Raw genomic sequence first — 23700 nt, 5'->3', positions numbered from 1 at the left:
ACCTGGACCGGGAGTGGGCGCTCCGCGGTGACTGGAATACTGGACGCCGTGTCCGGACGGTGTCGAGCTTCGCGCCGATCACCTGCGGAAACGCCACCCGACCCCGAGGGAGCGCTCACCTTGACCGACGGACCGCTGATCGTCCAGTCCGACAAGACCCTGCTGCTCGAGATCGACCACGAACTCGCCGAGGAGACGCGCACCGCGATCGCCCCGTTCGCCGAGCTGGAGCGCGCTCCGGAACACGTGCACACCTACCGCATCACGCCGCTGGCGCTGTGGAACGCGCGGGCCGCCGGGCACGACGCCGAGCAGGTCGTCGACGGGTTGGTGAAGTACTCCCGCTATCCGGTTCCGCAGCCGCTGCTGGTCGACATCGTCGAGACCATGGGCCGCTTCGGCAGGCTGCAGCTGACCAACGACCCCGCGAACGGGCTCGTGCTGGTCTCGCTGGACCGCGCGGTGCTCGAAGAGGTGCTGCGCCACAAGAAGGTCAAGCCGATGCTCGGCGAGCGCGTCGACGAGGACACCGTGGCGGTGCACCCGAGCGAGCGCGGCAGGCTCAAGCAGCTGCTGCTCAAGATCGGCTGGCCCGCCGAGGACCTGGCGGGCTACGTCGACGGCGAGGCGCACCCGATCTCGCTGCAGCAGGACGGCTGGCAGCTGCGCGACTACCAGCAGCAGGCCGTGCAGTCGTTCTGGGCGGGCGGTTCCGGCGTGGTCGTGCTGCCCTGCGGCGCGGGTAAGACGCTGGTCGGCGCCGCGGCGATGGCCGAGGCCGAGGCGACCACGTTGATCCTGGTCACCAACACCGTCGCCGGTCGGCAGTGGAAGCGCGAGCTGATCGAGCGCACCTCGCTGACCGAGGACGAGATCGGCGAGTACTCCGGGGAGAAGAAGGAGATCCGCCCGGTCACCATCGCCACCTACCAGGTCATCACCCGGCGCTCCAAGGGCGAGTACAAGCACCTGGAGCTGTTCGACTCGCGCGACTGGGGCCTGGTGGTCTACGACGAGGTGCACCTGCTGCCCGCGCCGGTGTTCCGGATGACCGCTGACCTGCAGTCCCGGCGGCGCCTCGGGCTGACCGCGACCCTGGTGCGCGAGGACGGCCGCGAGGGCGACGTGTTCTCGCTGATCGGCCCCAAGCGCTACGACGCGCCGTGGAAGGACATCCAGTCGCAGGGCTGGATCGCCCCGGCCGAGTGCACCGAGGTGCGGGTGACGCTGACCGACGACGAGCGGCTGCAGTACGCCACCGCCGAGGCCGAGGAGCGCTACAAGCTGTGCTCCACCGCGCGCACCAAGGCTCCGGTGGTCAAGGCCATCCTCGACCAGCACCCGGGTGAGCCCGCGCTGGTCATCGGCGCGTACCTGGAGCAGCTGCACGAGCTCGGCGAGGCACTGGACGCGCCGATCGTGGAGGGTTCGACGAAGAACAAGGAACGCGAGGCGCTCTACGACCAGTTCCGGCGCGGCGAGATCAACCGGCTCGTGGTCTCGAAGGTCGCCAACTTCTCCATCGACCTGCCGGAAGCGTCGGTCGCGGTGCAGGTCTCGGGCACCTTCGGGTCCCGGCAGGAGGAGGCGCAGCGGCTCGGGCGGCTGCTGCGCCCCAAGGTCGAGCGCAACCAGGCGCACTTCTACTCGGTGGTCTCGCGCGACACGCTGGACACCGACTACGCGGCGCACCGCCAGCGGTTCCTCGCCGAGCAGGGCTACGCGTACCGGATCGTCGACGCCGACGATCTGCTCGGCCCGGCCGTACCGGACGTAGGGTGACGAAAAATTGATGTGCCGCACGGGCAGGTGTCACCCAAAAGTGTCCGTGTTCGCTCCGTTTCCAGTTACCGTTGCGATGAAAGCACCCAGTACCGGGACTGAGCAGCTATGTCGTCACCCTCGGTTAATACAATCGGGGGACCCGGAGCTGGTGCTCCGCAGAACCACCGGAGGCCGTGTTGAGTGAGCAGCTCCTGGGTCGCTCGGCCGGCCAGCCGGCTGTGGGTGTCCCGCAAGATACTGGAGATCGGATGGCAACCGAGCAGCAGCAACGCCCGGTGTTGGGCGGTGCGCACCGCTTCGTGGGGCTCGCGGAGAACCTCGAGCGCTACGCAGGCACGCCCACCGGGGCCGAACCCCCGAACGTGCGCGGCCCCGACCGCGGCTACGGCCTGGTCTTCTTCTACTTGGAGCGCTATCACCTGAGCACGGTGATCAGCAGCGGCCTGCGGTTCCAGCCGCTGGGCGCCGAACCGGCCCAGGAGCTCGCCTGCACCGTGTACAAGGAGCAGGCCGAAGCGGCGCGGCACCTGACCGACCTGACCTGCGAACTGCTGGTGCAGAACCGGACCTACCTGGTGCCCGACCAGATCGTGCCGAACCAGCAGCCGCTGCTGCCGGGCACCGAGTTCCACGGCGTGCTGGCCAGCGGACACCCGTTCTTCCCGCCGGAGTTCACCCGCTTCACCGACGAGGAGGGCGTCGAGCAGCTGCAGGTCTTCACCCTGCTTCCGGTCACCCTCGGCGAGCTCAACTACATCCTCGACCACGGCGTCACGTCCCTGCGTCAGCAGTGGGCCCGCTTCGAGGTGGACGTCTTCGACCTGGGCCGCCCCAGCGTCGCCTGACAAGCGACAGTTTTGCCTAAAACTGTCACTGGTATTGCGGGCACCCAGGGGTCACAGTTTTCGGCAAAACTGTCACCTGGGAGGGGCGGAGAGCGGTTCGGGCTGAAATGATCGGTGCATGGACATCGATCTGGGTGAGCTGGATGCGGTGCGGGTCTATGCGCTGCCGATGCGCAACCGGTTCCGGGGGGTCACCGTTCGGCGCGGGGTGCTGCTGTCCGGTCCCGGAGGGTGGGGCGACTTCTGCCCCTTCGAGGACTACGGGGACGCGGCTGCCGCGCCCTGGTTGCGCACCGCCCTGGAGTCCTGCAGCGTCGGCTGGCCGCGGCCGGTGCGGGAGCGGATTCCCGTCAACTGCACCGTGCCCGCGGTTCCCGCGGAGAAGGCGCAGCGGATCGTGTCCGGATCGGGCTGCTCGACAGCGAAGGTCAAGGTCGCCGAGACCGGGCAGTCGCCCGGGGAGGACCAGGAGCGGGTCGCGGCCGTGCGGGACGCCTTGGGCCCGGGCGGAGCCATCCGGATCGATGCCAACGCGGCCTGGGACGTTGACACCGCGGTGGCGCGGATCAAGGAGCTGGACCGGGCCGCGGACGGCCTGGAGTACGCCGAGCAGCCGTGCCCGAACATCGACGACCTCGCCGAGGTGCGGCGCCGGCTGGACGTGCGCATCGCCGCCGACGAATCGATCCGGCGGGCCGAGGACCCGCTGAAGGTCGCCGTGGCCGGAGCCGCCGACGTGGCGATCATCAAGGCCACCCCGCTCGGCGGCGTCCGCAGGGCGCTCGAGGTGGCCGAGGCCAGCGGGCTGCCTTGCGTGGTCTCCTCCGCCGTGGAGTCCAGCGTCGGGCTGGCCGCCCAGCTCGCCCTCGCCGGGGCGCTGCCCGAGCTGCCGTTCGCTTGCGGCCTGGGCACCATCGCGCTGCTGGAGGGCGACGTGGTCGCCGAGCCGCTGCTGCCGGTCGACGGCCATCTCCCGGTGCTGACGAAGCCACCGGTGCCGGACCCGGCCAAGGTCGCGGCGGCGACCCCGCCCGCGGACGTCCAGCGCGCGTGGATCGACCGGCTGATCCGGGTCAACGAACTGCTGGACTGAGCCGCGAGCGCGGGCGGTTCCACCGGAGTTCCCGGCCCTTCGCCAGGTCCCGGGCGGAACCGCCCCCGCGATCAGGCCGCCTTGCGGGCCTTGCGGCGCTTGAGCTTGCGGAGGACGACGAAGACGACCAGCAGGCCGACCGCCACCGGCGCCACGCGCTTGAGCACCGGCGTGCCCGCGGTGCCGAGCAGGTCGATGGCCTCGTTGCTGCTCGAGGGCTCCGCCGCGCGGGCGGACTGGGACTCGGCCGGGGTGACCTTCCAGCTGGCGTCCTTCGTTGTCGAGCCCGCCGCCGCGCCGGCACCCGCTGCCGCGGTCGCACCGGCGGCGCCCGTGGAACCGTTGCCCACCGAGCCCGACTCGGAAGCGGCCTCCGACTTGCCCTCCCCGGCAGGCGAGTCGCCGGCGGAGAGCTTCTCGGCGAGGTTGTCGGCGAACTGGTTGAGGATCTTGCTGCCGACCTCGGAGATCAGCCCGCGGCCCATCTGAGCGGGCTTGCCGGTGACCTTCAGGTCGGTGTCCACCGTGCCGTTGGTGGTGTCGCCGTCGGCGGTGAGCTGGACGGTCACGGTGGCGGCTGCGGTGCCCGCGCCCCGGGAGTCCTTGCCGCTGGCGTCGATGACGATGCGCCGGGCGCTCTCGTCGGTCTCCTGGAAGGTTCCGGTTCCCTTGTAGAGCAGGGTGACCGGCCCGAGCTTGACCTTCACCGAACCGGCGAACTCGTTGCCCTCGGCCTTGGTGAGCGTCGCGCCGGGCATGCAGGGGGCGACCGTCTCCGGGTCGATCATCGCCTGCCACGCCTTGTCGATCGGCACCGGAACGCTGAACGTGTGCTGCATCTGCACTGGAGTGTCCTCCTGGTTCGACCGAGCTCGGCCCTGTCGAAGAGCCGTAGTTCTTGCTGAAGCTGTACCCGTGATCCGACGCTATAACGCGGTCTCGTTCCCAGCTTTCCAGTCCGGGCGGCGCGCCGGTAGTCCAATTGGATCATCGCGAGCGTCGAAACGCCTTCGGGGCCGGTGGCGAATCCACCACCGGCCCCGAAGCGTTCACGGACCGCTCACCCGCACGCGGCCTGCACCGCGCGCCCGGTGAGCACCGTTGCGAGGTGCTCCCGGTAATCGGCGTCGGCCCCCGCGTCGGAGGCCGGGCTGGTGCCCTCGGCCGCGTGCGCGGCCGCCGAGCGGATGGCCTCCGCGGTCGCGGGCTGGCCGACCAGCGCCTGCTCGACGCCGCGCGCCCGGATCGGGGTGGCGCCCATGTTGGTCAACCCGATGCGCGCCTCGGCGATGCTGTCGCCGTCGACCCGCACCGCGGCCGCGACCCCGACGATCGACCAGGCCTGGGCGATCTGGTTGAACTTCTCGTAGCGCGCCTTCCAGCCGGTCCACTTCGGCACCCGCACCTCGACGAGCAGCTCGCCGGGTTCCAGCGCGGTGGTGAAGTAGTCGACGAAGAAGTCCGCCGCGGGTACCGTGCGCCGCCCGGACGGCCCGGCCAGCACCATCTCCGCGTCCAGCACCAGCGCCGGGGCGGGCAGGTCGCCCGCCGGGTCGGCGTGCGCCAGCGATCCGCCGAAGGTGCCGCGGTGGCGCACCTGCGGGTCGGCGACGGTCCGGGTCGCCAGCGCGATGAGCTCGCAGTGCTGCTGCACCAGCGGATCCGCCGCGACGTCGTAGTGCGTGGTCATGGCGCCGATGACCACGTGGTCACCGTCCTCGCGGATGCCGCGCATCTCCGGGATGCGGCCGATGTCGAGCACCGTCTCCGGGTCGGCCAACCGCATCCGCAGCACCGGCAGCAGGCTCTGCCCGCCCGCCAGCACCTTCGCGTCCTCGCCCGCCGTGGCGAGCGCCACCACGGCTTCCTCCACCGTGGAGGGGGCGGTGTAGGAGAACTGGACCGGGATCACCGGGCACCTCCCTGGGAATCGATGGAACCGAGCCCGCCTCCGGACTCCGGCGTGGTCGTGCCGGAGGACCGGGAACCGGTGATGGCGCGCCAGACCCGTTGCGGCGAGCAGGGCATCTCCACGTCCTTGACGCCCATCGGCCGCAGCGCGTCGACGATCGCATTGACCACCGCGGGAGTGGAGGCGATGGTGCCCGCCTCGCCGACGCCCTTGACGCCCAGCGCGTTCGACGTCGCCTTGGTCTCGGTGCGGTCGGTGGTGAAATCCGGGAGATCCGCTGCCGAGGGAACCAGGTACTCGGCGAACGTGCCGGTGGTCAGCGTGCCCTCCTCGTCGTAGATGGCCTCCTCGTACAACGCCTGCGCGATGCCCTGCGCGAGACCGCCGTGCACCTGGCCCTCCACGATCAGCGGGTTGACCACCGAGCCGATGTCGTCCACGCAGACGTACTTGCGGATCTTCACGTGCCCGGTCTCGGTGTCCACCTCGATGGCGCACAGGTGGGTGCCGTGCGGGAAGGAGAAGTTCTCCGGGTCGAACGTGGCATCGGCGTCGATGCTCGGTTCCACCCCGTCGGGCAGGTCGTGCGCGGCGAAGGTCGCCAGCGCGACCTCGCCCATGGCCACGCCCCGGTCGGTGCCGCGCACCCCGAAGCGCCCGCCGGTGTACTCCAGGTCGTCCTCGGCGCACTCGAGCATGTGCGCGGCGATCGGGCGGGCCTTGTCGATGACCTTGTCGGCCGCGCTGACCACCGCCATGCCGCCCACGGTCAGCGACCGCGAACCGTAGGTGTCCATGCCCTTCGGCGAGACCTGGGTGTCGCCGTGCAGCACCTCGACGTCCTCGAACGGCACGCCGAGCCGGTCGGCCACGATCTGGCTCCACGCCGTCACGTGCCCCTGCCCGTGCGGCGAGACGCCGGTGACCACCTCGACCTTTCCGGTCGGCAGCATCCGGATCGAGGCGCTCTCCCAGCCACCGGCCCCGTAGGACAGCGAGCCCAGCACCCGGGAGGGCGCCAGCCCGCACATCTCGGTGAACGTGGAGATGCCGATGCCCAGCTGGACCGCGTCACCGTCGCGGCGGCGGCGTTCCTGCTCCTCGCGCAGCGAGGTGTAGCCGAACAGGTCCACGGCCTTGTCGGTGGCGGCCTCGTAGTTGCCCGAGTCGTAGGTCAGACCCGCGACCGTGTCGTAGGGGAACTCCTCGTGCTTGATCCAGTTCTTGCGGCGGACCTCCATCGGGTCCATGCCCAGCTCGTTGGCCAGCTCGTCCATCATCCGCTCGATGCCGAACGTGGCCTCCGGGCGCCCGGCACCGCGGTAGGCGTCGGTGGGCGTCTTGTTGGTGAACACGTTGGTGCAGCTGAAGTGGTAGGCCGGGATCTTGTAGATCGAGTTGAACATCAGCGCGCCCAGGATCGGCACGCCCGGCGTGACCAGCCGCAGGTAGGCGCCCATGTCGGCGAGCAGCTCGACCTTCAGGCCGGTGATGGTGCCGTCGCTCTTGGCCGACATGGACAGCTTCTGGATCTGATCCCGGCCGTGATGGCCGGAGACCATGGTCTCGGAGCGCGTCTCGGTCCACTTCACCGGACGGTTCAGCCTGCGCGCCATCACGAAGGCGATGAACTCCTCCGGCGTGACCTGCAGCTTGCCGCCGAAGCCACCGCCGACGTCGGGAGCGATCACCCGGATCTTGCTCTCCGACACGCCCAGCGACATCGCCAGCATCACGCGCAGGATGTGCGGGACCTGGGTGGCCGACCACATGGTGATCTGCTCACCGGTCGGATCCACCACCACCGAGCGGGGCTCCATGAACGCCGGGATCAGCCGCTGCTGCCGGAACTCCCGTTCGACGCGCACCTCCGCGGCGGCCAGCGCCTGCTCCACGTCCCCGCCGGTGCCGGCCTCGGCGGAGTCGAACGTCCACGTCGCGTTCTTGTTGGTGCCGAGGTCCTCGTGCACCAGCGGCGAGTCCGACCGGATCGCCGAGGGCATGTCCAGCACCACCGGCAGGTCCTCGTAGTCGACGTCGATCGCGTCGGCCGCGTCGCGCGCTTCCGCCGCCGAGCGCGCCGCGACCACCGCGACCGCTTCCCCGGCGAAGCACACCTCGTCGACGGCCATCGGTGGCGCGGTGGGCGCCTTCATGTCATCGGTGATCGGCCAGGCGCACGGCAGCGAGCCCTGCTCGTCGGCGATGTCCCTGCCGGTGATCACCGCGGCCACGCCCGGCATCTCGCGAGCGGCCTCGGTGTCGATCGCGGTGATCCGGGCGTGCGCCATCGGCGAGCGCAGGATCGCCAGGTGCAGCGTGCCCATCGGGGTGTGGTTGTCGGTCCAGCGGGTCTGACCGGTGATCAGCCGCGCGTCTTCCTTGCGCTTGCGGGAGCGCCCGAGTTCCGGTTCCGCCACTGAGGTCATTGCCGTCCTCCCGTGACTCGCGATCCGGTCTGCTCGTCGGCGGGCGTGCGCGGCACCGGGGTGTCCTCGGTGTGCTCCATCGCGGGCCCGGCTCCCGGCTCCATCCGCGAGGCCGCGTCGCGCACGGCCCGGACGATGTTCTGATAGCCGGTGCAGCGGCAGAGGTTGCCCTCCAGCCCCTCGCGGACGGCCTGGTCGTCCGGATCCGGGTTCTCCGCCAGCAGGTCCAGGGCCTGCATGATCATGCCTGGAGTGCAGTAGCCGCACTGCAGCGCGTGGTTGTCGTGGAAGGCTTCCTGCAACGGGTGCAGTTTGCCGTCTTGGGCGAGGGCTTCGATGGTGGTGACGTCGTGCCCGTCGGCCTGCATGGCCAGCACGGAGCACGACTTCACGCTGCGCCCGTCCATGTGGACGGTGCACGCGCCGCAGTTGCTGGTGTCGCAACCGACGACGGTTCCGACCTTGCCGAGGCGGTCGCGCAGGTACTGCACGAGCAGCGTTCTCGGCTCCACCTCGTCTTCGTACTTGGTGCCGTCTACGTTGACGGTGATGCGGGGCATGGAGCGGCCTCCTTGCCGAACGGTGTCCAGCGGACGTTCGGGAACACGACTGATCCGCCTCAGTGACGGATGTCACTCACGCGAGCGTGCTACGCCGCCCCGCTCACAGCAAGCGCGCGCCGCAGGGAAGCCGCGAAGTACCGTCTGTTCCGGTGAATCGACCGGTCACGTTCAGGGGGCCACCGTCCGCGAGACCCGCTCCGGGCCGAGCGGCACCGGAGATCCCTCCGGGACGATCGACCCGGAGGGCATCAGGAGTGGTGGTGGATCGGCCCGTCCAGTTCGGCGAGCCGAACTCCCCGACCGCCCCACCGGAGCGCGGTGAGCTCGGCGGCGATGGACACCGCGGTCTCCTCCGGGGTCCGGGCCCCCAGGTCCAGACCGATCGGCGAGCACAGCTCGGCGAGCTGCTCCTCGGTGACGCCCTCCTCGCGCAGCCGCTGCAGCCGGTCCTCGTGGGTGCGGCGGGAGCCCATCGCGCCGACGTAGCCGACGTCGAGCGCCAGCGCCTGCTTGAGCACCGGGACGTCGAACTTCGGATCATGGGTGAGCACCATGATCGCGGTGCGCTCGTCGATGCGCCCCGCCTCGGACTCGTTGGCCAGGTATCGGTGTGGCCAGTCCACGACCACCTCGTCCACGCCCGGGAACCGGCTGGTGGTGGCGAACACCGGCCGGGCGTCGCAGACGGTGACCCGGTAGCCGAGGAAACCGCCCATCCGGGCCATCGCGGCGGCGAAGTCGATCGCGCCGAAGACCAGCATCCGCGGCGGCGGCTCGAAGGAGTTGACGAACACCCGCATGCCCTCGCCGCGGCGCTGCCCCTCGGGGCCGTACTCGATGACGCCGCTGCGACCGCTGGCCAGCATCCCGCGCGCGTCGTCGACCACGGCGTCGTCCACCCGCTCGGCGCCCAGGCTGCCGCGCACGCGCTCCCGCCAGATCAGCAACCGGGTGCCGATCTTGGACTCCTCGGGGTGCTCCAGGACGGTGGCCACCGCGACGGGTTCCTCGGCGCGCACCGAGGCGGCGACCTCGTCGAGTTCCGGGAAGGTCTCGCGGTCCACCTTCTCCACGAAGATGTCCAGGATTCCGCCGCAGGTCAGGCCGACGGCGAAGGCGTCGTCATCGCTGACGCCGTAGCGGCGCAGCACCGGCTCCCCGCTGTCGAGGACACCCGTGCCCTCCTCGTAGACCGCGCCCTCGACGCATCCGCCGGAGACGCTGCCCACGGCCTCGCCGTCCTGCGTGACCAGCATGGCCGCCCCCGGCTGACGAGGCGCGGAGCGGAAGGTCGCCACCACCGTGCCGAGGCCGACGGATTCGCCCGCCTCCCAGCGCTTGGTCAACTCGTCCAAAACGTCGCGCACTGCGCCCACCTCCACGTGCCGACCGGCACCGTTGCTTCGATCTCAGGTGAAATCGGCCGGGAGCCGCTCCCCGGACCGGGAAAGCCTGCGCACCCACGACCAGATGTCCTCGAGCGACCGCAGGCTGTGCCCGGCCACCAATTGGTCAACGTGCGGCAAGGCCGCGACAATTCCGGACTGCACCGGTTGATATCCGTCGTGGCCCGCGTGCGGGTTCGCCCACACCACGCCCCTGGACAGTCGGCGCAGCCTGCGCATCTGCTCGGTCAGCTCCCCCGAGTCGCCGCGTTCCCAGCCATCTGAGAACAGCACGACGACCGCGCCGCGCGCCAGACCCCGCTGGCCCCACCGGTCCAGGAACACCCGCAACGTCTCGCCCAGCCGCGTGCCGCCGGAGAAGTCCGGGACCGCGCGCGAGGCGGCCAGCAGCGCCGCCTCCGGGTCGCGCTGGCGCAGCTGACGGCTGACCCGGGTCATCCTCGTGCCCAGGGTGAACACCTCGGTGCTCGTCGGCGCGCGGCGCACCACGACGTGCGCGAAGCGCAGCAGCGCGTCGGCGTAGGGGCTCATCGATCCGGAGACGTCGATGAGCAGCACGACCCGGCGGGCGCGTCGAGCGCGGTGCTGCTTGGGCAGCCGCACCGGCTCGCCGCCGGAGCGCAGCATGGACCGCAACGTGGCGCGGGGGCTCAGCGTGCCGCGCTTGCCCGGTTCGCGGCGCAGCGCCGGGCGCGTCGGCGGTTCCGGGCGCAGGGTGTCCAGCAGCCGGCGCAGGTGGTCGCGTTCGGCGGTGGTGAGCTCGGAGAGGTCCCGATCCCGCAGGATCTCGGCATCGCTGGCCGCCGCCGAGAGCGGGTCCTCGCCCTCCTCGCCTTCGCCCTCGCCCTCGTCCGGGCCGCTCAGCGCCGCGATCTGCGCCGGGCGCGACATCGGCTGCCCCGGCTGTTCGACCTGCATCGGCTGCGAGCTGAACCAAGCGGAGAACGCCACGTCGTAGCGCGGGATGTCGTCCGGCTCGGAGCACAGTGTCAGGCGACCCGCCCAGTAGAGACCCTCGCGATCCTCCACGCCGACCTGCTCGACGGCGTCCAGGAAGTGCTGCACCCGGTTCGGGCCGCAGGCCATGCCGGAGTGCCGCAGGGCCCGCGCGAAACCGACCAGCCCGGTGACCGCATCGGTCATGGCGCCACGATGCCCGCGGACCGCACGCGTTCGGCGTCCTCCCGGTACTTGAGGACCGCGCCGAGGGTCGTCGAGGCGATCTCGGTGTCCAGGGACCCGGCGCCGAGCGCCTGCAGCGCCTGGGCCCAGTCCAGGGCCTCGGCCACGCCCGGCGGTTTGAGCAGCTCCATCTGGCGCATTCGCTGCAGCGCGGCCGCGACCTGCTCGGCGAGCCTGGCCTCGAGACCGGGCAGCCTGCGGCGCAGGATGGCCACCTCGCGCTCCAGGCCCGGGTGCTCCAGCCAGTGGTAGAGGCAGCGGCGCTTGAGGGCGTCGTGGACCTCGCGGGTGCGGTTGGAGGTCAGCAGGACCACTGGTGGTTCGGCGGCGCGGACCTCGCCGTACTCCGGGATGCTCACCGCGTACTCGGACAGCACCTCCAGCAGGAAGGCCTCGAACTCGTCGTCGGCGCGGTCGATCTCGTCGACCAGCAGCACGCACGGCGCCTCCTGCAGGGCGCGCAGCAGCGGCCGGGCCAGCAGGAAGCGCGGCGTGTAGAGGGAGGACTCGGCGTCGTCGGCGTCGAGCTGACCACCGGAGGCCGCCTCCAGGGTGCGCAGGTGCAGCAGCTGGCGGGGGAAGTCCCAGTCGTAGAGCGCCTGCGCGGCGTCGATGCCCTCGTGGCACTGCAGCCGGATCAGGTTCACGTCCAGCGCGGCCGCCAGCGACTGCGCCAGAGCCGTCTTGCCGGTGCCGGGCTCCCCCTCGCACAGCAGCGGGCGCCGCATCTGCATCGCCAGGAACGCCGCCGTGGCGATCCCGTCATCCGGCAGGTATCCCGTCTCGTCCAGCCTGGTGGAGACCTCGGACGGGGATTTCATCTGGAACGCATCAGCCACCGCCATGCTTCGAGCCTATTCGACGGAACCACCCGAGGCGATGGCCTCACGACTCGGCGGCGTGGTGCCCCCGCTTGAACACCGGGTGTGCCGAGTACGCGATCCGGACATGGCGTGCGGTTCAGGCGTGCCACCTGGGCGAGCGACAGTTTTGCCTAAAACTGTCCGGACATTTCGGGCGCGCTCCCCTCCCGGCGCCGCCACGCAAACCCGAACTGAAGTGTCCCCTCAGGTGGCTCCGCGGCGTGATGTCGTCGCTCTGGGCGGGAGCGGGTCGGTGGAGCCGTAGGATTTCGGGCATGAGTCGGTTCTCCGGGTTTCCCGCGCACGTGGAGCGGCACATCGGCCGGATTCGAGGCGCTGAGAGCAGCATTACCGAGGACGGGCGAGACCGCGGGTACAGCCTGGTGCTGTGCGACCACTCCGACGGCGCGCACGTCACCGTGCTGACCAGCGGGTTGCGGGATCGCACCGCGGGCGCGCCGCTGCCGCAGGAGCTGCTGTGCACCCTGCGTGCCGAGAACGAGCTCTACGCCAAGCACCTGGTGGGCGTGATCGCCGAGCTGCTGACCGAGTCCAACAGCCGCGTCGGCTACGGGGCGCTGATCATGAACGATCGGGTGCTCCTGCCGGACAGCGAGATCGCGGGCGCCCTGGCCGCACCGCACCCCTACCTGGACGACGAGTTCGACGTCCTGCTCGACGGCGGCGAACCGGTGCTGCAGCTGATCACCCTGATCCCGATCGCGCGCGGCGAAGCCCAGCTGATCTCGCGCTACGGCCGGGACGCGCTCTACGACAAGTGGGAAGCCCTCGACGTCGACCTGGTCGACCTGAACCGCCCCACCGCCACGGCGTAGCGCCCCACCGACGAAGACCGCCCCGGCGAAGCATCCGTTTCGCCGGGGCGGGTTCGGGGCAGCGCCCGATGCTCAGGTGAGCTCGTTCGGAGCTCGCCGCACGAAGGTGTCCAGCACCCCGTCGGCCACCAGGATCGGGCCTTGCGGGCGCACTTCCGCCGGATCGGTCCGCAACGAGCGGGCCTGCGCGGCGGCCTGCTCGGCCGCGTCGAAACCGGCCCGGGCCGCGGCCTCGTCGCCGCCGGCCCTGGCCCGCAGCGCGTCCACGGTGGACAGCAGCGCATCGCCCCAGTGGTCGGTGGCGGCCAGCCAGGGCTCGGAGTCGGCCACGAAATCCGGGGCAGCACCCGCCCGGATCGCCTCCGGAGCGTCCGCGATCGACTGCGCGTAGGCGCGCAGCTCCCCGAGCGCCCGGTCCCGGTCGCCGCTCGCCCACCGCTGCTCGAACGAGTCCAGCCTGCGATCGAGCTCCGGAGCAGGTGCCTGCCAGGGCTTTCCGCTGGCCAGCGGGGACATGTGGTTGAGGTCGAAGAAGACCATCAGCGCGTCGACCGTCTTCGGGTCGGCGGTGAGGCTCGGCTCGCCGCCCGCGAAGCGGTCCCCGGCGAGGTACTCGGCGGCCGCGCGCCAAGCGCGCTGCGGGTCGAACTTCTCGTCGTTCCAGGCGAAGTCGGCCGCACCGGTCTCGGCGACCTTGCTCGCGGCGGCCTGGTTCATCGGGTTGACCACGTCGCCCTCGAGCTGCTCGGAGAGGCCGTTCTGGCGCTTGCCGTACGGACCGAGCAGCAGGCGACCGGCCGAGTCGTCGAAATCGTTGACCGGGTAGTTGTCCCACAGGAAGACCTTGCGGCCCCACACCTGCTCGGCCTCGCGGGCGTCCTCGACCGTGATCTGCGACGGGATCACCCCGTCCCCGGTCCACATCACCAGCACGCGCGGGTCCAGGACCTGGCGGATCGCGGTCTTGTAGGCCGAGTCCTCGACGTCGGAGTACTCGGTCGGCACGAACTGCAGCGGCGAGACGTCCGGATGCGCGTCGACGAACTCCTTCTGCACCCGGTTGAGCAGATCGGCCTGCGCCCGACCGGCCGCGCCCTTCGAGGGCGATCCGTAGGCCTGCTCGTCAGCGGCGCAGTTCCAGCTGGTGTAGGAGATGTCGTCGAGCGGCAGCGAGAAGTCCCGCACGCCCACGTCGTACATCGCCTGCATCTTGCCGATCAGCGCCTGGAAGTCCGCCTCGTCGCTGTAGCAGATCGACTTCCCCGGGGACAGGGCGTAGACGAACTTCACGTGGTGCGCGTGCGCCTGCCCGATCAGCTCCTGCACCTCGCCCAGCTTCTCCGGCGGGTACGGTTCGCGCCACTGCTCCCGGTGGTACGGGTCGTCCTTGGGCGCGTAGATGTAGGTGTTGAGCTTCATGTCGCCGTAGAAGGCGAGCTGGTCCATCCGCTCCTGATGCGTCCACGGTGGACCGTAGAACCCCTCGATCGCGCCTCGGTAGGGCATCGTGGGCTCGTCGACCACGCCGACACCGGCGATCCGCCCCGGGGACGTGATCTGGCGCAGGGTCTGCGCGGCGTAGTAGGAACCTGCCGGGTCGGAGGAGCCCATGACCAGCGCCGGGTCCTCCCCTCCGCTGGCCGCGAGCACGTAGCTCTCCGGCTCCATGTTCCACGGAGCGTCGTAGTGCATCTGCTGCAGGCCCTTGACGATCATCGGCGAGGTCCGGCCGCCGAGGCGCACGCGCAGCGTGGCGTCCTCGTCGCGCCGACCGGGCTCGCGCACGACCACTTCCGAGGCCCCGGCCATCCGCAGCACCTGCACGGTCAGGTCCAGGGCCGGCCGGTCCACCGACGGTTCGACGATGACCTCGACCTTGCCGCGCACGGCGATGTCGTCGCCGAGCCGGTTCATCTGCGCGGGCTGCGGCGTCACGGACGGCAACCCGCTGCCGGGCAGCGACACCGGTGCGTCCTCCGCGGGCTGCTGTCCGGGCTCGGGCGGCGGGCTGTTGGTGCACCCGGCAACCAGCACCCCCGCCATCGCGAGGACGACCGCGACAGACCTGGTCTTCTGACGATGCATCAACCCACCTCACCCGGACCTTCGGACGAAACCAGGAGAACACACGCTTGGCCCGCCATTTCGCGGGGACCCGCGAACATGCGAAGGGCCGCCCCCGCGAACGGGGACGGCCCTTCGAGCGTGCGGAGCCTCAGGCTCCGAGCACGGCGGTCATCACATCATGCCGCCCATGCCACCCATCGGGTCACCGCCGCCGGCGGCAGCGGCAGCGCCGCCGTTCTCCTCCGGCTTGTCGGCGACCACGGCCTCGGTGGTCAGGAACAGCGCGGCGATGGACGCGGCGTTCTGCAGCGCGGAGCGGGTGACCTTGGCCGGGTCGATGACGCCGGCCTCGATCAGGTTCTCGTACTCGCCGGTGGCGGCGTTGAGACCCTCGCCCGGGGTGAGGTTCTTGACCTTCTCCGCGACGACGCCGCCCTCGAGGCCGGCGTTGACCGCGATCTGCTTCAGCGGAGCCTGCACGGCCAGCTTGACGCTGTTCGCACCGGTCGCCTCGTCGCCCTCGAGCTTGAGGCCGTCGAAGGCGGTCTGGGCGGCCTGCAGCAGGGCAACGCCGCCACCGGCGACGACGCCCTCCTCGACGGCGGCCTTGGCGTTGCGGACCGCGTCCTCGATGCGGTGCTTGCGCTCCTTGAGCTCGACCTCGGTCGCCGCGCCGGCCTTGATGACGGCCACGCCGCCGGCCAGCTTGGCCAGCCGCTCCTGCAGCTTCTCGCGGTCGTAGTCGGAGTCCGAGCGCTCGATCTCGGCGCGGATCTCGTTGACCCGGCCGGCGATCTGCTCGTCGTCGCCCGCACCCTCGACGATGGTGGTCTCGTCCTTGGTGACGACGACCTTGCGGGCCTGGCCCAGCAGCGGCAGGTCGGCGTTCTCGAGCTTGAGACCGACCTCCTCGCTGATGACCTGACCACCGGTCAGGACGGCCATGTCCTGCAGCATCGCCTTCCGGCGGTCACCGAAGCCGGGTGCCTTGACGGCGACCGACTTGAAGGTGCCGCGGATCTTGTTGACCACCAGCGTGGACAGGGCCTCGCCCTCGACGTCCTCGGAGATGATCAGCAGCGGCTTGTTGGCCTGCATGACCTTCTCCAGCAGCGGGAGGAGGTCCTTGATGTTGGAGATCTTGGAGCTGAGCAGCAGGATGTACGGGTCGTCGAGCGACGCCTCCATCCGCTCCGTGTCGGTGACGAAGTAGGGCGAGATGTAGCCCTTGTCGAAGCGCATGCCCTCGGTGAGCTCGAGTTCGAGCCCGAAGGTGTTGCTCTCCTCGACGGTGATGACGCCTTCCTTGCCGACCTTGTCCATCGACTCGGCGATCAGCTCACCGATCTGGCGGTCACCGGCCGAGATCGCGGCCGTGGCGGCGATCTGGTCCTTGGTCTCGATCTCCTTGGCGTTCTTGAGCAGCTGCTCGGAGATCGCCTCGGTGGCCTTCTCGATGCCCCGCTTCAGAGCGATCGGGGAAGCGCCGGCCGCGACGTTGCGCAGGCCCTCGCGCACCAGCGCCTGGGCCAGCACGGTCGCCGTGGTCGTACCGTCACCGGCGACGTCGTCGGTCTTCTTGGCGACCTCCTTGACCAGCTCGGCCCCGATCTTCTCCCACGGGTCCTCGAGCTCGATCTCCTTGGCGATCGAGACGCCGTCGTTGGTGATGGTCGGCGCGCCCCACTTCTTCTCGAGCACGACGTTGCGGCCCTTGGGGCCGAGCGTCACCTTGACGGCGTCGGCGAGGTTGTTCATGCCGCGCTCTAGACCGCGGCGGGCGTCCTCGTCGAACGCGATCATCTTGGCCATTGCGGTGTGGTCCTCCACCTATCAGGACGCCGCGGAGTGGAATCACACGCCACGGCAGGACTCGTGCTCGGCCAGGCTCGGTGCCCGCGACGGACGACCGCACGGCGACTACCGTCTTGTGGTGTCGCCGGAGGCGGCCTCACCCTCCCGACCTGGCACTCAACATCGCTGAGTGCCAGTCCGTGTTTAGCACTCACAGAGGCCGAGTGCAAGCAGGCCCCCGGTCCCCGAACAGGGGAGTCCACTTTCAGCCGCCCGCAGTCGGCACCGAGGTGGGCAGATCGTTCGTGTTGTTCGTCCCGTACGACGGGCCTCGCGAGGATTCGGGAGTACCACCGGAACCGCCGACCGAAGTGGCCATCAGCACGAAGACGACCACGATCACGACGAAGGCGAGCGCGGCAAGCACAGGAACGATCCACTTCGCCGAGCCGCCCGAGGAAGGTCGCGCCAGCGATGCCGAACCGGCGGGCATCGGGGGCCGCAACCGGACCGGCTGCTGGTGCTGCGGCTGCTGGTGCGGCGGAGGCCCCTGCTGCGGTGGCTGGGCGGGCGCGTACTGCGCCGGCTGCGGTCCGGACGGCGGCCCGACCGGCTGCGGTCCGGACGGCGGCCCGACCGGCTGCGGTCCGGACGGCGGCCCGACCGGCTGCATCGCGCGCGAGGGCGCGGGAACCTCGCCCGGCGCCGGGCCGAACGCTGCACGCGCGGCCGCGATCATCTCCTGGCAAGTCGCGTAGCGCTGCTCCGGCCGCTTGGCCAAAGCCCTGCGCAGCACGTCGTCGACGGCGGGCGGCAGCACCACCAGCGCCCCCGGGACCGGCGGCGCGGCGCCCAGGTGGCCCTGGATGATCTCCTGCACCGGCCCCTGGAACGGCGACCGCCCGGTCAAGCAGGCGAAGAGCATGCAGGCCAGCGCGTACTGATCGGTCCGGCCGTCGACGGGTTCACCGCGCAGGTGCTCCGGGGCGGCGTAGGTCGGCGAGCCGAGGAAGTCGCCGCCCGCCGTGCGATGCCCGGTCGCGCCGCGCCGCGTCAGCCCGAAGTCGGCGAGGTAGACGTGCTCATGCACGGACTCCCGCGTGGTCACCAGCACGTTGGCCGGCTTCAGATCGAGGTGCACCAGCCCCTGCTCGTGCAGGCTGTCCAGGGCCTCGGCGATTTGGACGAGCAGCTCCAGCGCGCGCCTGGGCGCGATCGGCCCCGCGGAGATCAGGCTGGCCAGGTCGGAGCCCTCGACCAGTCGCATCGCGATGTAGAGCATGCCGTCGACTTCGCCGAAGTCGTAGAGCGGAACGATGTTGGCGTGGTCGATGGCGGAGGTGTTGCGGGCCTCGTCGACGAACCGCTCGCGGAACTCGGCGTCGCCGGTGATGTGCTCGCCCATCACCTTGAGCGCGACCTTGCGGCCCAGCCGGATGTCGGTGGCGCGGTACATCACGCTCATCCCGCCGCGACCCAGCACTCCTTCGATCTTGTAGTGGCCGAGTCGCCGCCCGGTGAGATCTTCCGACACATCGGGCACCCTAACTCCCGTCCCGCGCGCGTGGGGGCAGGTTGGCGCAGCTGTGCCGCCACCGGATCCTGCGGCACGCGAATCGCCCTCCCACCGAGAAGTGGTCCGGTTCCCGCGGGGGAACCGGACCACCACCGGGAAGCAGCTCGGAGCGAGAAAGGTCTCGGGGTTGCTTCAGGATGCGGCGGTAGCCGCATCCGGTGCGGGACGCGACCGGCGCGGCTTCTGAGGTTCCGCTACCGCCACGAACACCGCGAACAGAAACATCTCCTCAGACCTTGGTGACACCGTCTGCCTGCGTGCGGCCGTCGCGGCCTGCCGTGACTTCGAATTCCACCCGATCGCCCTCGGAAAGGGTGCGGAACCCGGACATGTTGATCGCGGAGTAATGGACGAACACATCGGACCCGCCATCAGTGGCGATGAATCCGTAGCCCTTCTCCGAGTTGAACCACTTGACCGTGCCGACCGCCACGGTGTCCTCCTAAAAAAATGTGGTGCACGGCGCGAACGCCGCTGGAGCATCGGCCAGACTACTCCCGAAATGCGGGCTCGTCGCGGGGTCCGCAATGCAACTTTTCCGTTAAACGCTGGGCCGAACGGGTGGCGTTCTCAGCCACGCAACGTCATCGAAAGCGAGCAATTCCCCCGCTTGCAGCAATCTGGTTTCCGCCTCCGGTGAAACCAAAACCGAACACCATTGTTCGGACGGCGGAACACAACCGGACTTCCGCCGGGCGAAATTCCGCATCACCGTTGCGCGCCGAGCCCGTTGGCCTTGAGCCAGGACACCAATGCCCGCGGATTGCGGGTTTGCGTCAACACCTGTCCCGGCCCGGCGAAATCGAATACCAGACCCTCGCCGCTCTTGAGCGATTGAGCGGCCCCCTGGTGCAACTGGCGCAGCCTGCTCTGCACGGTGTCCGCGTAGGCGACCACGTGACCGGTGTCGATCGTGACGTATTCGCCGGGCTGCAGGGTCACCACGTCCAGCGCCCCGTAGCAGGACACGATCGCCGAGCCCTGGCCGCTGAGATGCGTGAGAAACCCGCCTTCGCCGCCGAAGAGGCTCCGGAAACCGCCCCACTGGGTGTCCGGCCGCACCGTGCTCGCGGCGGCCAGCCAGTTGCCCTTGGTCGCGCACCAGCCGACGCGGCCGTCGAGCTCCAGGACGTTGAGATCACCGGGCAGCTGCGGCGCGACGTCGACCCAGCCGCCCTGCTGCGGTGCGGTGAAGGTGGACACGTGGAAGGACTCGCCGCCCAGCGCCGCGCGAGCCAGCGATTTGAGCACACCGCCCTGCGCTCTGGCCTCGACCGTCACGCCGTAGCTGGTGGCCAGCATCGAGCCGGACTCGACCAGCACCGGCTCGGCGGGCGCCAGCACCAGCCGAGCGACGCCGTAGGACGGCGTGTGCCGCGTACGAACCTGCACCACGTTCCCCCTTGCCCCGACCGGCACCGCGCCGGTACGTCGAGATTCTAGGAATCGGCCGGGCCGGACGTGGCAGCCGCGCATTCTCGCATCCAGCCGGAGGAGATCGTTCCACCGCCGCTAACGACAAGAGGGGTGCCGATGCTCGATGATGCGTACGTGTCGTCTCTCAACACCCCCTCCGAGCTGACGCCGGTCGACGAGCACCGGGCCAAGGTGGCCGCGCTGCTGCGCCGGACGCCGGTCGAGACCAGGCCGCTGGCCGACTGCCTCGGGCTCGCGCTCGCCACCGACCTCGTCGCCCCCATCTCGCTGCCCTCGTTCGACAACTCCGCGATGGACGGCTACGCGGTGCGCTCGGTCGATCTGACCGAGGCGAGCGCCGAGCAGCCGGTCGAGCTGCCGGTCGCCGAGGACATCCCGGCGGGCCGGGTCGACGTGCCACCGCTGCAACCGGGCACCGCGCACCGGATCATGACCGGCGCGCAGCTGCCGCCGGGCGCGGACGCGGTGCTGCCGGTGGAGCGCACCGACGGCGGGACCGACAAGGTCAGGATGTTCGCGGGCGTCCAGCCCGGCAAGCACCTGCGGCGAGCCGGCGAGGACGTCGCGCACGGCACCACCGTGCTCACCGCGGGAACTCGGCTCGGTGCGGCGCAGCTGGGCGTGGCGGCCGCCGTCGGCGCCGCCGAACTGCCGGTGCACCGGGCGCCGCGGGTGCTGGTGCTGTCCACCGGCTCCGAACTGGTGGCACCGGGCGAGCCGCTGCAGCCCGGCCAGATCTACGAGTCCAACGGCCTGATGCTGTCAGCGGCCGTCCGCGAGGCTGGCGGGGAACCGACGCTGCTGCGGTTCGTGCCCGACGACGTGGAGGCCTTCCACGCGGTGCTGGCCGAGCACGTCGCCTCCGCGGACCTGCTGCTGACCTCGGGCGGGGTCAGCGCGGGCGCCTACGAGGTGGTCAAGGACGCGCTGCAGGGCAACGGCGTGGAGTTCAGCAAGGTCGCGATGCAGCCCGGCATGCCGCAGGGCTGCGGCCGCTACCGGGACGCCTTCGCGGTCGTCACGCTGCCGGGCAACCCGGTCAGCTCGATGGTCTCCTTCGAGGTCTTCGTGCGTCCGGCGATGCTGGCCGCCGCCGGCCACGCGGACACCACGCGCACGGTCAAGCAGGCCGCCCTGGCCGAGCCGCTGACCGCGCCCGCCGGGAAGCAGCAGTTCCGGCGGGGCATCTACGACCCGGACAGCGGTTCGGTGAGCTTGCAGGGCGCGCCCGGTTCGCACCTGCTCGGCAGCCTGGCCAAGGCCAACTGCCTGCTGACCATCCGGGAGGACATCACCGAGCTGGCCACTGGGTCCATTGTGGACGTGATGTTGCTGGACTAGCTCCGTTCGATATCGCTTGCCACATTCCCGTTGACGGTGCAACAGCGGTCGCGAAGACTGCGGAAACCCGTCCCCCCGACTTCCCCATCGGAGTTTGAGCACGTGCGTGGCCCCTGGCGCGCCGCCGTAGCGCTTGTACTGCACATCGGTTTCTTCCTCGCGTCGATGCTGCTGGTCATCGGCCTCGTAATGATGGCGGGAATGACCTTGCGGCACTCCACGACCGCCGGACTCAAGGTGCTGTTCGCGGCGCTGGTAGTCAGCGCCGTCGTGGGCATCGGCCTGCGGGCGGTGTTGCGCACCAAGGTGCGCAAGCGCGGCGCCCCGCTGGACGGCGTCCTGCAGCGCAATCTGTGGAGACTGACCGAGTCGATCGCCGAGACCACCGACTCGCCGATGCCCGACGAAATCCGCATCACCTCCGAACCGGGCATCCGCGTCCGCGAGGACACCGCCCTGCTCGGCCTGCACACCCGCACCAGATACCTGGAGATCGGGCTGCCGATGCTGGCCGCGCTCAACGCGGCCGAGCTGGAGGCCGGGATGGCGCGTGCGATCGGGCGGCTGACCGGGCGCAGCAAGCTCACGGTGCTCGCGCACCGGGCCTCGGCCAGCGTGCGGCGCACCGTCGACGGGCTGACCGCCGGGCCGGTGAAGTGGCTCTTCGCCGGGTACGCGCGGCTGTTCACGGCGATCGCGGCGACCACCACCAAGGACCTCGTGCAGGCCGGCGACGCCGCCGCGGTGCGCGCGGCCGGGCGCAAGGTCGCGGTGATGCAGCTGCGCAAGTCGGTGGCCATCGATCTCGGCTGGCCCGACTTCGCCGAGGGATACCTGAGCATGGCCGCGAACATCGGACACGCTCCGGACGTGCTGCTGGGATTCCGCAACTTCATGGAGCACCCGACCCGCAAGCCCGATCTGGCCGAGCGGACCAAGGAAGCCATCGCCGAGGACGAGGGCGAGCCCCCGATGCGGCTCCGGATCGAGGCGATGAAGCGCGCGCCGGGCGAGGGCGACAAGGAGATCGACGAGCGGCCCGCGTTCGCGCTGCTGCGCAAGCCCCGCAAGACCGTGCCGGAGCTGGAGGACCAGCTGCTGGTCAACGACCTGGGCGAGCGGCTGCCCTGGCCGGAGGTGGCCCGGCAGGCCGGCGCAGCGCAGGTGGCCGAGAAGGCCGCTCGGCTGAGCGCTGCATGCGCCCAGTCCGGCCTGCCGGTGGAACCCTCCATCGCCGGGGTGCTGGCCGCGATCCACCGCGGGCAGGGCCGCGACCTGGTCAACCCGGTGCTCAACCCCGGCCTGCACCCGTCGCTGATCGACCAGGCCGCCGAGGACACCCTCACCGAACTGCTGGGCGCCGCGGCGGTCGACGCCCTGATCTGCGCCAATCGCGCCCACCACGAGCTGGACTGGGGCGGCCCGCCGGTCGTGCGGCTGGCCAACGGGCACCCGCTGGACCCCGACCGCCTGGTGCGTCCCGCGGTGGCCGACCCGCGGCTGATTCCCGGTCTGCACCGGGTGCTGGTCGACCTGGGCGTGCCGTTGACGCACAGCCGCGAGCCCGCGCCCGAGCCGGAGCCCACCCTGGCCGGCATAGTCAGCCCGATCCAGGCCTCGGGCAGCGGTTACGACCTGCTGGTCACCGATCGCGGCCTGCTGCTGCTCCCGAGCTCGGCCACCGCCACGAAGCGGCTGATGGCAGGCGCTCTCGCCCGGCTGCGCGAGGCCGAGCAGGAGCAGCTGGGCGAGCTGGGCGCCACGCCGATCGCGGAGCTGCGCGAGCAGACCGGGGCGCAGTGGGTGGACAGCCGGGACGTGGCCAGCGCGCGGCTGGACCAGGACCGCAACGGCTGGAGCCTGGAGCTGGATCTCTACCTCGACGAGTACGCGATGTCGACGCTCGACGAGCTGTCCGTGACCGAGACCGACGACGGGGTCTCCACGCTGACGCTGCGCAGCAGCACCGACGGCGTGGAGTGCGGGACTCCGTACCGCGGGCTGGGCGAGCTGATGGGGGCTCGGATGGAACTCGGGGAGGCCACGGCCGCAGCCGAATGACAACCCCACGGGCGAGCGATGGTCACCCTCAACCGATAACTCGCAGTAATGAAATACGTAGGCAATGTCCTCCGATAGCGGCTACGGACATACTGTGAACTCAATTACACTAGAAGTCACGTCACGAACGGTTGATCAGCACATCTCAAGAAGGTCCGCCCGTACACCTTCGCTTGCCAGGTGCGGCGGACTTGCCGAAGGTCCGTGTGCCGTCGGGGGGCGCACGGACACCCAGAGGGCCCGCCGAGCGTCTACGGGGAGACGTCGGCGGGTCTTCTGCTGCGCACCACCGCCCTCCCTCGGGCGCACGACCGCGCACGGCACGGCGCGATAGCATCCCGTCCGGATATCCGTGCAGGACAGCAGGGCGGCCCTTGATCGACTACGCCCCTGGCGTCGGTTTGAGCCGAGGCGTCCGCGATGCTGTACGACAACGGCGACGGCCCCGGACTCGTCTCGCGCACGCACGTGGGAGACCTCCGCGCCGCGCTGACATGACCGCCGACGCAG

18 protein-coding genes are annotated in these 23700 nt (G+C 70.5%); 6 read left to right on the top strand and 12 right to left on the bottom strand.

Annotated features, from left to right (window positions below; all coding sequences use genetic code 11):
- Window positions 1-120 precede the first annotated feature (120 nt).
- The 3 genes from ABD289_RS06045 to ABD289_RS06035 all read left to right on the top strand — a co-directional run bounded on the left by ABD289_RS06045 (window position 121) and on the right by ABD289_RS06035 (window position 3723).
- A complete protein-coding gene (locus tag ABD289_RS06045) occupies window positions 121-1782 on the top strand; it encodes a DNA repair helicase XPB (protein ID WP_344127475.1) in 1662 nt (553 codons plus the stop codon).
- A gap of 251 nt (window positions 1783-2033) precedes the next feature.
- Window positions 2034-2630 carry a suppressor of fused domain protein gene (locus tag ABD289_RS06040; protein ID WP_344127472.1) on the top strand — a complete coding sequence of 199 codons (597 nt, stop codon included), beginning with the start codon at window positions 2034-2036 and terminating at the stop codon, window positions 2628-2630.
- Between the two features lie 118 nt (window positions 2631-2748).
- On the top strand, window positions 2749-3723 hold the full coding sequence (locus ABD289_RS06035; RefSeq protein ID WP_344127470.1) for an o-succinylbenzoate synthase: 975 nt from the start codon (window positions 2749-2751) through the stop codon (window positions 3721-3723).
- A 71-nt stretch (window positions 3724-3794) separates the two neighbouring features.
- On the opposite strand, the gene ABD289_RS06030 is transcribed toward ABD289_RS06035, so the two are convergent.
- From ABD289_RS06030 to ABD289_RS06000, 7 genes are all read right to left on the bottom strand, one after another.
- Window positions 3795-4568, bottom strand: a complete 774-nt coding sequence (locus ABD289_RS06030; RefSeq protein WP_344127468.1) for an SRPBCC family protein — start codon at window positions 4566-4568, stop codon at window positions 3795-3797.
- Between the two features lie 215 nt (window positions 4569-4783).
- The gene (locus ABD289_RS06025; protein ID WP_344127466.1) at window positions 4784-5635 is read right to left on the bottom strand and encodes an FAD binding domain-containing protein; all 852 of its coding nucleotides are present in this window, start codon (window positions 5633-5635) and stop codon (window positions 4784-4786) included.
- Window positions 5632-8064 carry a xanthine dehydrogenase family protein molybdopterin-binding subunit gene (locus ABD289_RS06020; protein WP_344127464.1) on the bottom strand — a complete coding sequence of 811 codons (2433 nt, stop codon included), beginning with the start codon at window positions 8062-8064 and terminating at the stop codon, window positions 5632-5634. Before ABD289_RS06020 ends, ABD289_RS06025 begins: the two co-directional genes overlap by 4 nt.
- Window positions 8061-8624 carry a (2Fe-2S)-binding protein gene (locus tag ABD289_RS06015; protein ID WP_344127462.1) on the bottom strand — a complete coding sequence of 188 codons (564 nt, stop codon included), beginning with the start codon at window positions 8622-8624 and terminating at the stop codon, window positions 8061-8063. The genes ABD289_RS06020 and ABD289_RS06015 overlap by 4 nt, the downstream gene beginning before the upstream one ends.
- 251 nt (window positions 8625-8875) lie before the next feature.
- Window positions 8876-9994: an XdhC family protein gene (locus ABD289_RS06010; protein ID WP_344127460.1), complete on the bottom strand. Its 1119-nt coding sequence runs from the start codon at window positions 9992-9994 to the stop codon at window positions 8876-8878.
- 42 nt (window positions 9995-10036) lie between these two features.
- Window positions 10037-11176, bottom strand: a complete 1140-nt coding sequence (locus ABD289_RS06005; RefSeq protein WP_344127458.1) for a vWA domain-containing protein — start codon at window positions 11174-11176, stop codon at window positions 10037-10039.
- Window positions 11173-12060, bottom strand: a complete 888-nt coding sequence (locus ABD289_RS06000) for an AAA family ATPase (protein WP_344127456.1) — start codon at window positions 12058-12060, stop codon at window positions 11173-11175. The genes ABD289_RS06005 and ABD289_RS06000 overlap by 4 nt, the downstream gene beginning before the upstream one ends.
- Window positions 12061-12353: 293 nt before the next feature.
- On the opposite strand from ABD289_RS06000, the gene ABD289_RS05995 reads away from it, so the two are divergent.
- A complete protein-coding gene (locus tag ABD289_RS05995) occupies window positions 12354-12914 on the top strand; it encodes a suppressor of fused domain protein (RefSeq protein WP_344127454.1) in 561 nt (186 codons plus the stop codon).
- A 72-nt stretch (window positions 12915-12986) separates the two neighbouring features.
- Here the strand turns inward: ABD289_RS05995 and ABD289_RS05990 are convergent, their stop codons facing one another.
- From ABD289_RS05990 to ABD289_RS05970, 5 genes are all read right to left on the bottom strand, one after another.
- Window positions 12987-14999, bottom strand: coding sequence for a glycoside hydrolase family 84 protein (locus ABD289_RS05990; protein ID WP_344127452.1), 2013 nt, complete (start codon window positions 14997-14999; stop codon window positions 12987-12989).
- A gap of 153 nt (window positions 15000-15152) precedes the next feature.
- Window positions 15153-16793: a chaperonin GroEL gene (groL, locus tag ABD289_RS05985; protein WP_344127450.1), complete on the bottom strand. Its 1641-nt coding sequence runs from the start codon at window positions 16791-16793 to the stop codon at window positions 15153-15155.
- Window positions 16794-17040: 247 nt separating this feature from the next.
- Window positions 17041-18309: a serine/threonine-protein kinase gene (locus ABD289_RS05980; RefSeq protein ID WP_344127448.1), complete on the bottom strand. Its 1269-nt coding sequence runs from the start codon at window positions 18307-18309 to the stop codon at window positions 17041-17043.
- Window positions 18310-18580: 271 nt separating this feature from the next.
- Window positions 18581-18784, bottom strand: a complete 204-nt coding sequence (locus tag ABD289_RS05975; RefSeq protein ID WP_344127446.1) for a cold-shock protein — start codon at window positions 18782-18784, stop codon at window positions 18581-18583.
- A 275-nt stretch (window positions 18785-19059) separates the two neighbouring features.
- Window positions 19060-19743, bottom strand: coding sequence for a TIGR00266 family protein (locus tag ABD289_RS05970; protein ID WP_344127443.1), 684 nt, complete (start codon window positions 19741-19743; stop codon window positions 19060-19062).
- A 141-nt stretch (window positions 19744-19884) separates the two neighbouring features.
- Here ABD289_RS05970 and moeA point away from each other — a divergent pair, with 141 nt between their 5' ends.
- Complete coding sequence (moeA, locus tag ABD289_RS05965; protein WP_425564577.1) at window positions 19885-21129, top strand: molybdopterin molybdotransferase MoeA; 1245 nt, start codon at window positions 19885-19887, stop codon at window positions 21127-21129.
- A 102-nt stretch (window positions 21130-21231) separates the two neighbouring features.
- Window positions 21232-23190: a M48 family metalloprotease gene (locus ABD289_RS05960; RefSeq protein ID WP_344127437.1), complete on the top strand. Its 1959-nt coding sequence runs from the start codon at window positions 21232-21234 to the stop codon at window positions 23188-23190.
- Window positions 23191-23700 lie beyond the last annotated feature (510 nt).

Origin of the sequence: Saccharopolyspora halophila (assembly GCF_039531955.1) — a bacterium.
Lineage (GTDB): Bacteria > Actinomycetota > Actinomycetes > Mycobacteriales > Pseudonocardiaceae > Saccharopolyspora > Saccharopolyspora halophila.
Note: the sequence above shows the minus strand (reverse complement) of the source record. Positions and strands in the feature narration are given on the sequence as shown.

Coding starts and splice junctions, on each gene's coding strand:
- ABD289_RS06040 (WP_344127472.1), top strand. CDS start 2,034: ATGGCAACCGAGCAGCAGCAACGCCCGGTGTTGGGCGGTGCGCACCGC.
- ABD289_RS06035 (WP_344127470.1), top strand. CDS start 2,749: ATGGACATCGATCTGGGTGAGCTGGATGCGGTGCGGGTCTATGCGCTG.
- ABD289_RS06020 (WP_344127464.1), bottom strand. CDS start 8,064: ATGACCTCAGTGGCGGAACCGGAACTCGGGCGCTCCCGCAAGCGCAAG.
- ABD289_RS06015 (WP_344127462.1), bottom strand. CDS start 8,624: ATGCCCCGCATCACCGTCAACGTAGACGGCACCAAGTACGAAGACGAG.
- ABD289_RS06005 (WP_344127458.1), bottom strand. CDS start 11,176: ATGACCGATGCGGTCACCGGGCTGGTCGGTTTCGCGCGGGCCCTGCGG.
- ABD289_RS06000 (WP_344127456.1), bottom strand. CDS start 12,060: ATGGCGGTGGCTGATGCGTTCCAGATGAAATCCCCGTCCGAGGTCTCC.
- ABD289_RS05995 (WP_344127454.1), top strand. CDS start 12,354: ATGAGTCGGTTCTCCGGGTTTCCCGCGCACGTGGAGCGGCACATCGGC.
- ABD289_RS05990 (WP_344127452.1), bottom strand. CDS start 14,999: ATGCATCGTCAGAAGACCAGGTCTGTCGCGGTCGTCCTCGCGATGGCG.
- groL (WP_344127450.1), bottom strand. CDS start 16,793: ATGGCCAAGATGATCGCGTTCGACGAGGACGCCCGCCGCGGTCTAGAG.
- moeA (WP_425564577.1), top strand. CDS start 19,885: ATGCTCGATGATGCGTACGTGTCGTCTCTCAACACCCCCTCCGAGCTG.